The 9,996-nt window shown below is 64.4% G+C and carries 6 protein-coding genes; 3 read left to right on the plus strand and 3 right to left on the minus strand.

What is annotated here, in order from left to right; translation table 11 throughout:
• Positions 1-123: 123 nt before the first annotated feature.
• The 3 genes from ACQR13_RS31400 to ACQR13_RS31410 form a co-directional block, all read right to left on the minus strand.
• Positions 124-1,926 carry an adenine deaminase gene (locus ACQR13_RS31400; RefSeq protein ID WP_315718410.1) on the minus strand — a complete coding sequence of 601 codons (1,803 nt, stop codon included), beginning with the start codon at positions 1,924-1,926 and terminating at the stop codon, positions 124-126.
• Between the two features lie 595 nt (positions 1,927-2,521).
• The gene (locus tag ACQR13_RS31405) at positions 2,522-3,343 is read right to left on the minus strand and encodes an IclR family transcriptional regulator (RefSeq protein ID WP_316187441.1); all 822 of its coding nucleotides are present in this window, start codon (positions 3,341-3,343) and stop codon (positions 2,522-2,524) included.
• 126 nt (positions 3,344-3,469) lie between these two features.
• Positions 3,470-5,611, minus strand: coding sequence for an acetate--CoA ligase family protein (locus ACQR13_RS31410; protein WP_316187443.1), 2,142 nt, complete (start codon positions 5,609-5,611; stop codon positions 3,470-3,472).
• A gap of 188 nt (positions 5,612-5,799) precedes the next feature.
• On the opposite strand from ACQR13_RS31410, the gene ACQR13_RS31415 reads away from it, so the two are divergent.
• The 3 genes from ACQR13_RS31415 (at position 5,800) to frc (ending at position 9,670) form a co-directional block, all read left to right on the plus strand.
• Complete coding sequence (locus ACQR13_RS31415; RefSeq protein ID WP_315718407.1) at positions 5,800-6,531, plus strand: GntR family transcriptional regulator; 732 nt, start codon at positions 5,800-5,802, stop codon at positions 6,529-6,531.
• A gap of 61 nt (positions 6,532-6,592) precedes the next feature.
• Complete coding sequence (gene oxc / locus ACQR13_RS31420) at positions 6,593-8,326, plus strand: oxalyl-CoA decarboxylase (protein WP_434863554.1); 1,734 nt, start codon at positions 6,593-6,595, stop codon at positions 8,324-8,326.
• A gap of 66 nt (positions 8,327-8,392) precedes the next feature.
• The gene (gene frc / locus ACQR13_RS31425) at positions 8,393-9,670 is read left to right on the plus strand and encodes a formyl-CoA transferase (RefSeq protein WP_315718405.1); all 1,278 of its coding nucleotides are present in this window, start codon (positions 8,393-8,395) and stop codon (positions 9,668-9,670) included.
• Positions 9,671-9,996: the final 326 nt, after the last annotated feature.

Here is a 9,996-nt window from a genome sequence, read left to right on the forward strand (position 1 = left end):
GCGATCTCAATTCAGTCGTCGATTTTTCCCACGATGCGGCACGCTCGGCAAAACACGGGTGGCCTCAGTTAGTTAGGACGACAAACAGCTGACATGTCCTAACAGCATGACGGTTCGATGGTGCTATTCGAACAGCGGCGCAAGCTCCATCTGCGGCACCAGCACGAGGCCCTTGTCCGTGATACGAATTTCCGGAATGACCGATAGAGGAATCAAATTGAAGCCCATGTAGGGAATGGTGCAGCCGGCTTCCGCCCATTCCTTCTTGAGCAGCTTCACCTCCTCGGCGACCTCGGTGACGCGCTTGTCCGACAACAGGCCGGCGATCGGCAATGGAACCATCGCCTGCACCTTGCCGTCGGCCACGACACAGACGCCGCCCTGCTGCGCGCCGATCGCGGCGACGGCGGCCTGCATGTCGGCCTCGTTGGTGCCGGCGACGATGATGTTGTGGCTGTCATGGCCGACGCTGGAGGCGACGGCGCCGCGCTTGAGGCCGAAGTCCTTCAAGAGCCCGTGCGCGACATTGCCGGCCGACTTGCCGTGGCGCTCGATCACGGCGACGAAGCAGAGACCGTAGCGCGCAAACAGCGTCTCCCAATCGTTGGCCGGCTCGATCGCGACCTTGTCGTGGATCAGCGTGATGCCGGGCAGCGCCGTCTTGATCGCATTGACGGTGCAGGCCTTGGTGGGCAGCTCCGGCGTCAGCGTCATCTGTCTTGGCAGCTTCACCGTGGCATAGGCGGCCTTCGGGTACTGATAGCGCTGCGACAGCGCCTGATCGAGACGCGGCGTGATCTTGCCTTTGTCCACCACCAGCTCGCCGCCATACCAGGTCGATTGCGGCTTCAGGCCGTCGTCGAGCAGCACCAGATCGGCGCGGCGGCCGCCGCCGAGTCCGCCGATCTCGCCGTCCATCGCAAAGCGCGTCGCGCCGTGCAGCGAGCCCATCGACCACGCCTGCTCCGGCGACATCCCGGCCTTCACCGCCTCGCGCACCACCCAGTCGAGGCCGAACAGCATGAGATCGTCGGCATCGCGATCGTCGGTGCAGACGGCCGTGCGCTTGTGCGAGGCGCCGAGCTCGGTGACGGTGCGGATCGCCTGCGGCAGGCTGTGCCACGGCGTCGTCGGCGGACCCCCGCGCAGAAAGATCCAGACGCCGGCATCGAGCAGATCATCGGCGATGTCGCGGTCGATCGCCTCATGGGTGTCGGTGACGCCGCTCGCCGCATAGGCGGCGACGAACTCGCGGCCATAGACATGGCCCGACACCGGCCGCCCGCGCTGCAGGGCCGCGGCGAGGATCGCATGGCTGCGCTCGTCGCCCATGCAGACCGGCACGAAATCCATCTTCTCGCCGAGCGCGACCGCCTCCGGCCAGCGATCGAACAGGCCGGCGATCTTGTCCGGCGTGAGATCGCCGCCCGCCGTCTCCAGCGCCGCCGAGGTCGCCGGCACGGTCGAGGGCACGGTGAGGAAGATCGACAGCGGCGCCTGCCGCGCATCCTCCAGCATCGCCTCAACGCCGGCGACGTCCATGACGTTGCCGATCTCGTGGCTGTCGCAGAAGATCGTCGTGGTGCCGTTGAGCAGCGCGGCCTCCGCATAGGCGCAGGCCGTCACCATCGAGGATTCGATGTGGATGTGCGGATCGACGAGGCCGGGCGCGATGATGCCGCCGGCCGCGTCATGGATCGCGAACCCGCTCGGTATCGCCTTGTGCGCCCCGGCCGGCTTCACCGCCGCGACGCGCCCGCCGGTGATCCACAGCTCGCGGTTCGGGAGAATGCGCTCCGAATAGGTCGACAGCACGCGGGCGCCGGTGATGACGAGATCGGGTGCGGCGCGACCCGATGCGACGTCGGCGAGCCGCCGCGTCATGGTGTGCAGGGGGCCGACCGAGAAGCGCGTGAGTTTGGTCATGCGGTGAACTCGCTGAACGTGCTGGCCTATTGCGGCAGGATCGTTGCGCGACGTCGCGGCCCCCGCAAGCCCAAATAGGCTAGCGACCTGCTCACGTCTTGAGCATACGCGGGGGAACGACCGTGCCGATCGGGTTCGAGGGCAACAAGTCGGCGGGTAAGCGCCTCACGCAATCAACTCACGCCTATAAAGAGGAATCTAGTCGATGAAGGAAGTTGTAACTGCGGGACAAGCTAGCATCATAGTGGTTGGTCGCAGATTTTAGCTTATCCTGTTGACCCCGGCCTATGACTTCCGAAGTTTGACACTAGATTTCGGATTTTCGGTTGACATTTCGTTCCTGTTATGTTCAAATGATCGTCCATTTCGGCAAGTCGTTTGAGCAAATGGTGAAAAAGTTTGCACTCCCCCTTAGATTGTGTTGCAAGGAAGCATTAGGCTCTCAACCTCTTCCCGTTCTGCAATTGCAGCCAAAAGTGTAGATAGATTTCTCCTGTCGGATAGAAAATGGGGGTGACCTCTAAGGTCCCCCCACTCGACCGAGCTATTTATCTCGTGGTCCCCGCTATATTCGGCGTAGTTCCGAACGCCAAAGCTAGTCAGGCTGCGCCACGCCCCGGAGCGCCGCCGTCAGCTCCCCTGCGATATCCCGCACCATTCCCCCGACCACCGGCACCCGATCCTCGGTCAGCCGGCTCGCCAGGCCCGACACCGAGATCGCCGCCACCGGCTCGCGGCAGGAATCGTGGACGACGGCGGCGATGCAGCGCAGGCCGAGGCGTGCCTCTTCGTCGTCGACGGCGTAGCCCTGGCGGCGGATGGTCTCGAGCTCGCGGAACAGGTCGCTGGCGCGGATGATCGATTTCTCGGTCAGGCGCGGCATGCCCTGGCGGTGGATGATGCCGTTGACGTCGTCATCGGAATAGGTCGCGAGCACCGCCTTGCCCATGCCGGAGGCGACCATGGCGAGGCGGCCCCCGACCTTGGTCAGCGAGCGCATGATCTCGCGGCTGTCCAGCCGCAGCAGCACCATCAGCGATTCATCGTCGACGACGGCGAGATTGGCGGTCTCGCGCGACTGGTCGCGCAGCCTTCGCAGATAGGGAATCGCCAGCGCGACGAAATTGCGCCGACGCGTGAAGGTCGCGCCGACGGCAAAGCTCTGCGCGCCGACGTGCCATTTCGATTCCATGCGGTCGAACTGGACGAAGCGGCGCTTCTCGAGCGTGGTCAGCAGGCGATGAACGGTCGAGGTCGAAAGCCCGGCACGGACGGCGAGATCGCTGAGGCGATAGCCTTCGTCGTCTTCGGCGAGAATCTCCAGGATCTGGAGCGCGCGGCCGACGGATTGCACGCCGCCGTCGCGGGGTTCGGCCGCAGCATCCGCGCGTGGCTCGATCGTCTTGCGACGGATCACGTGGCGCCTCTCTGCACCGCCCTCACAGGCGGCGCCGTTGCCGGACGGACGGATCTTGCTTCGTCACGCTATCAAAGAAAGTGCCGCCCCGGCGAGACGCCGGAGCGGCATTCGCATCGATTTGACTTAGAGCAGGCCCGCGCCGCGCGCCCACTTGTACTTGGCGCCGAGCACCTCGACCGGCAGCTCGGTCGAATAGGCATAGGCCGGGATGCCGTTCTGGTAGAGATATTCGGCGGCCTCCTCGACCTCGACGTCGCCGGCGAGCGAGGCGACGATCGGCTTGACGAAGCCCTTGGCCTCCATCTCCTTCTTCACCTCGACCATGTTGCGCGCGAACACCATCGGCGGGGTCACGATCGTGTGCCAGTAGCCGAGGATCAGCGCGTGGATGCGCTCGTCCGACAGGCCGAGCTTGACCGTGTTCACATAGGTGATCGGCGGCTCGCCGCCGGTGATGTCGACCGGGTTGCCGGCGGCACCGAACGGCGGGATGAACTTGCGGAAGGCGGCATCGAGGTCGGCCGGCATGGTCATCAGCGACAGGCCGTTGTCGACGACGGCGTCGGAGAGCAGCACGCCCGAGCCGCCGGCGCCGGTGATGATGAGGACGTTCTCACCCTTCGGCGTCGGCAGCACCGGCACGCCACGGGCAAACTCGAGCAGCTGGCGCAGCGAGCGGGCGCGGATGACGCCGGACTGCTTCAGCACGTCCTCATAGATCTTGTCGTTGCCGGCGAGCGCGCCGGTGTGCGACGAGGCGGCCTTGGCGCCAGCAGACGTGCGGCCGGCCTTGAGCACGATGACCGGCTTCTTCTTGGAGACGCGCTTGGCGGCTTCCGCAAAGGCACGGCCGTCCTTGAGGTCCTCGCAGTGCTGCGCGATCAGGTTGGTGTTCGGGTCCTGCTCGAAGAAGGCGAGCAGATCGTCCTCGTCGATATCCGACTTGTTGCCGAGGCCCACGATGGCCGACACACCCATTTTCGCCGAGCGCGAAAAACCGATGATGGCCATGCCGATGCCACCCGACTGCGACGACAGCGCCGCGTGGCCCTTGACGTCGTAGGCGGTGCAGAAGGTCGCGCAGAGATTGGCCGGCGTGTAGTAGAAGCCGTAGATGTTCGGCCCCATCAGGCGGACATTGTACTTCTTGCCGATCTCGACGATCTCGGCCTGCAGCTCCGGTTCATTGGCTTCGGCAAAGCCCGACGGAATCAGCACCGCGCCCGGGATCTGCTTCTCGCCGCATTCGGTCAGCGCGCCGGCGACGAACTTGGCGGGGATCGCGAACACCGCGGTGTCGATCACGCCGGGCACGTCCTTGACGCTCTTGTAGGCCTTGTAGCCGAGGATCTCGGAGGCCTTCGGGTGGATCGGGTAGATCTGGCCCTTGTAGCCGCCGTTGATCAGGTTCTTCATCACCGAGTTGCCGATCTTGCCGTCCTCGGCGGAGGCGCCGATCACGGCGACCGCCTGCGGCTTCATGATGCGGTTCATCGCGGTGACGATTTCCTCGTTCGAGCGCGGCGCCGGACGGGGCTTGTAGTCGAAATCGACGACGATGCGGACGTCGGCCGCAATCGCGCCGGTCTTGGTCGCGAACACCGGATTGAGGTCGAGCTCGACGATTTCAGGGAAATCGCTGACCAGCTTCGACACCTTGACGATGACGTCCGCCAGCGCCTCGCGGCTCACGGCATCGCCGCCGCGCACGCCCTTCAACATTTCGTGGGCTTGGATGCCGTCGAGCATCGACAGGGCATCGTCCTTGGTCGCGGGGGCGAGGCGGAATGTCACATCCTTCAGCACCTCGACCAGCACGCCGCCGAGGCCGAAGGCCACCAGCTTGCCGAACGAACCGTCGGTGATCGAACCGACGATCACCTCGGTACCGCCGGTCAGCATCTGCTGCACCTGGATGCCTTCGATCTTGGCGTCGGCCTTGTACTTCTTCGCATTCGCGAGAATGGTCTCATACGCTGTCTTCGCATCGTCGGCAGTCTTGACGCCGACAATGACGCCGCCGGCTTCCGTCTTATGCAGAATGTCCGGCGAGACGATCTTCATCACGACCGGAAAACCCATGTCGCCCGCGAGCTTGGCCGCTTCGGCCGCGGACTTCGCCAGGCCCTCCTTCGGCACCGGAATGCCGTAGGCGTCGCACACGATCTTGCCTTCGGGCGCGGTGAGGCTGGTGCGTTTATCCGCCTTCACACGATCGAGAACGTCTCGGATCGTGGCCTTGGCATTCGGGATGGCGTCAGACATCGGGGCTTCCTCCTGGAGATTGCTGGTCGTTTATGGCATTTGGTATGCCAGACGCAAACTTTGTCAAGCGCAACGAAGATGTGGACACGCTGAAAAAGCTCGCAGCTTGACATCCTGGCATCTGGTATGCCAAAAAACTTGAACGCAAAATGCTGTAAACAAGCATCTCCCAAGGAGAGGAGACGGTCTTGTCTACAGAAAAAACGAACAAGGCATTGCCCATCATGGCCGAGGCCGACATCGCGATCGCTCGCATCGCCCCGGAGACGAGCTTCAAGAATAAGGCATATGAGGCCTTGAAAGAAGCCATTCTGAAGATGGACATCTACGCCTCGCCCGAGCCTGTCATGCTCGACGAGCGCGCTCTCTCCGAGCGCCTCGGTGTCAGCCGCACGCCCATTCGCGAAGCGATCGCGATGCTGGAGCAGGACGGCTTCGTGAAGACCGTGCCGCGCCGTGGCATCGTCGTGGTGCGCCGGACCAAGAGCGAGATCGTCGACATGATCCGCGCCTGGGCGGCGCTTGAGAGCATGGCGGCGCGGCTGATCACGACGATCGCGCGCAAGAAGGACATCTCGGCGCTGCGCGACTACTTCAAGGACTTCGGCAAGGACCGCCCGCCGCAGGAGCACGTCGAGGAATATTCGAAGGCGAACATCGCGTTTCATCAGGCGCTGATCTCGCTGTCGGAGTCGCCGGTGCTGGTCGACATGACCAACGACATCCTGCTGCACGTGCGCGGCTATCGCCAGCTCACGATCGGGCGCACCGATCGTATCGCGGCCTCCCTGCCCGAGCATCTCGCGATCATCGAGGCGCTGGAAGAACGCAACACCGAGCTCGCCGAAAAGCGCGCCCGTGATCATACGCTGGGCCTTGCGACCTATGTCGAAACGCACGGCCAGGAACTATTCAGCTGACAGGTTCAAACAGAAGAAGACGCCGCAAAGCGCCTTCGTAGACGACCAGGGAGAGAGGCGCATGGCGCAGACTGCTGTTAAGACCGAGGCACCGGACACGCACGAGGAGCTCACGGACGGTTTTCATCTCGTCATCGACGCGATGAAGCTGAACGGGATCGACACGATCTACAACGTGCCGGGCATTCCGATCACCGATCTCGGTCGCATGGCGCAGGCTGAAGGCATCCGCGTGCTCTCCTTCCGTCACGAGCAGAACGCCGGCTACGCCGCCGCGATCGCCGGCTTCCTCACCAAGAAGCCGGGCGTCTGCCTCACCGTCTCCGCTCCCGGCTTTCTCAACGGCCTCACTGCGCTCGCGCATGCGACGACGAACTGCTTCCCGATGATCCTGGTCTCGGGCTCCTCGGAGCGCGAGATCGTCGACCTGCAGCAGGGCGACTATGAAGAGATGGATCAGCTCGCGATCGCCAAGCCGCTGTGCAAGGCGGCGTTCCGCGTGCTGCACGCGCAGGACATCGGCATCGGCTTCGCCCGCGCGATCCGCGCCGCCGTCTCGGGCCGTCCGGGCGGCGTCTATCTCGACCTGCCGGCAAAGCTGTTCGGCCAGGTGATGAACGCGCAAGCCGGCGCGGCCTCGCTGGTCAAGGTGATCGATCCGGCCCCGGCGCAGATCCCCTCGCCCGACTCGGTGAAGCGCGCGCTCGATCTGTTGAAGAACGCGAAACGCCCGCTGATCATCCTCGGCAAGGGCGCGGCTTACGCGCAGGCCGACGAGGCGATCAAGACCTTCGTCGAGAAGAGCGGCGTGCCGTTCCTGCCGATGAGCATGGCCAAAGGCCTGCTGCCCGACCTGCATCCGCAGTGCGCCGGCGCGGCGCGCTCGACCGTGCTGAAGGACTCCGACATCGTCATGCTGATCGGCGCCCGCCTCAACTGGCTGTTGTCGCACGGCAAGGGCAAGAGCTGGGGCGAACAGCCGAAGAAGTTCATCCAGGTCGACATCGAGCCGAAGGAGATGGATTCCAACGTCGAGATCGCGGCCCCCGTGGTCGGCGACATCGGCTCGGTCGTCACGGCTTTCAGCGAGGCGATGGGCAGCAACTGGCCCAAGGCTTCGGTCGAGTGGCTGAGCGCGGTGCAGAAGAAGCGCGAGGACAACGTCGCCAAGATGGCGCCGCGGCTGATGAACAACAACTCGCCGATGGACTACCACGGCGCGCTCGGCGTGCTCCGCACCATCATCAAGGAGCGTCCCGACGCGATCCTGGTCAACGAGGGCGCCAACACGCTCGACCTCGCCCGCGGCGTCATCGACATGTACCAGCCGCGCAAGCGGCTCGACGTCGGCACCTGGGGCGTGATGGGCATCGGCATGGGCTCGGCGATCGCCGCCGCCGTCGAGACCGGTAAGCCGGTGCTGGCGATCGAGGGCGATAGCGCCTTCGGCTTCTCCGGCATGGAGGTCGAGACGATCTGTCGCTACAATCTTCCGATCTGCGTCGTTATCTTCAACAACGACGGCATCTATCGCGGCACCGACCAGAACTCGGCGGGCGACGACCCGGCGACCACCGTGTTCGTCAAGGGCGCGCGCTATGACAAGATGATGGAGGCCTTCGGCGGCGTTGGCGTCAACGCGACCTCGCCAGACGAGCTGAAGCGCGCCGTCAACGAAGCGATGGATTCCGGCAAGCCGACCTTGATCAACGCCGTGATCGATCCTACCGCGGGATCCGAGAGCGGCCGTATCGGCAACCTCAATCCGCAGAGCGTGCTGACGAAGAAGAAGTAAAGGCCACCCGCAAGGACATCAGATGCCCGCTGTCGCGGGATGACCAATCGTTACGGAGAGCAAGACATGACCAAAGCGCTCGAGGGCGTTCGCATTCTCGATTTCACCCACGTCCAGTCCGGACCGACCTGCACGCAGCTGCTGGCCTGGTTCGGGGCCGACGTGATCAAGGTCGAGCGGCCGGGCGTGGGTGACATCACCCGCGGCCAGCTTCAGGACATTCCCAACGTGGACAGCCTCTATTTCACGATGCTGAACCACAACAAGCGGTCGATCACGCTCGACACCAAGAACCCCAAGGGCAAGGAGGTTCTGACCGAGCTGATCAAGAAGTGCGACGTGCTGGTCGAGAATTTCGGCCCCGGCGTGCTCGATCGCATGGGCTTCCCCTGGGAGAAGATCCAGGCGATCAACCCGAAGATGATCGTCGCCTCGATCAAGGGCTTCGGCCCTGGTCCCTACGAAGACTGCAAGGTCTATGAGAACGTCGCGCAGTGCACCGGCGGCGCCGCCTCGACCACCGGCTTCCGTGACGGCCTGCCGCTCGTGACCGGCGCGCAGATCGGCGATTCCGGCACCGGCCTGCACCTCGCCCTCGGCATCGTCACCGCGCTCTATCAGCGCACCCACACCGGCCGTGGCCAGCGCGTCACCGCCGCGATGCAGGACGGCGTCTTGAACCTCTGCCGCGTCAAGCTGCGCGACCAGCAGCGCCTCGAGCACGGCCCGCTGAAGGAATACAGCCAGTTCGGCGAGGGCGTGCCGTTCGGCGACGCCGTGCCGCGCGCCGGCAATGATTCCGGCGGCGGCCAGCCCGGTCGCATCCTGAAGTGCAAGGGCTGGGAAACCGACCCGAACGCCTACATCTACTTCATCACCCAGGCTCCGGTCTGGGAGAAGATCTGCGACGTGATCGGCGAGCCGACCTGGAAGACCGACCCGAACTACGCCAAGCCCGCTGCCCGCCTGCCGCGCCTGAACGAGATCTTCGGCCGGATCGAGCAGTGGACCATGACCAAGACCAAGTTCGAGGCCATGGACATCTTGAACGAGTTCGACATCCCCTGCGGCCCGATCCTGTCGATGAAGGAGATCGCCGAGGACGAGTCGCTGCGCAAGACCGGCACCCTGGTCGAGGTCGACCACCCGACCCGCGGCAAGTATCTCTCGGTCGGCAACCCGATCAAGCTGTCGGACAGCCCGGCCGACGTCACGCGCTCGCCGCTGCTCGGCGAGCACACCGACGAGATCCTGCGCCAGGTGCTGGGCTTCAGCGACCACCAGGTCGCCGAGATCCACGACTCCGGCGCCCTCGATCCGCCGCGCAAGGAGGCGGCGGAGTAAGCGGCGGTTAGCGCCAGAGAAGACAGGTGCGGCGCGATTGCCGTCGCACATGCCTCCCATCGACATCAAGCCGCCGGCATCCTCCGGCGGCTTTCGATTGTCGCATTCGGCGAGTGAACCTCTCCACCCCACGGTAACCTTGGTCTCGGCCTCCGGCGATGATCGCGCCCAGATCGAGAATGTCTGCTAGCCAGAACGCCGCGGACGTGGCGCAGTCGTCGGCGGCTCGACTGCTTTTGACCCTGGCTATGTGAAAACGCTGCGCGGCTGTTATGATTCTCCAGTGATTCTTTTGGGGGAATCGATGAGGCGCTTCGTTGAAGAGG

This window comes from Bradyrhizobium sp. HKCCYLRH3059, assembly GCF_051168035.1.
GTDB lineage: Bacteria > Pseudomonadota > Alphaproteobacteria > Rhizobiales > Xanthobacteraceae > Bradyrhizobium.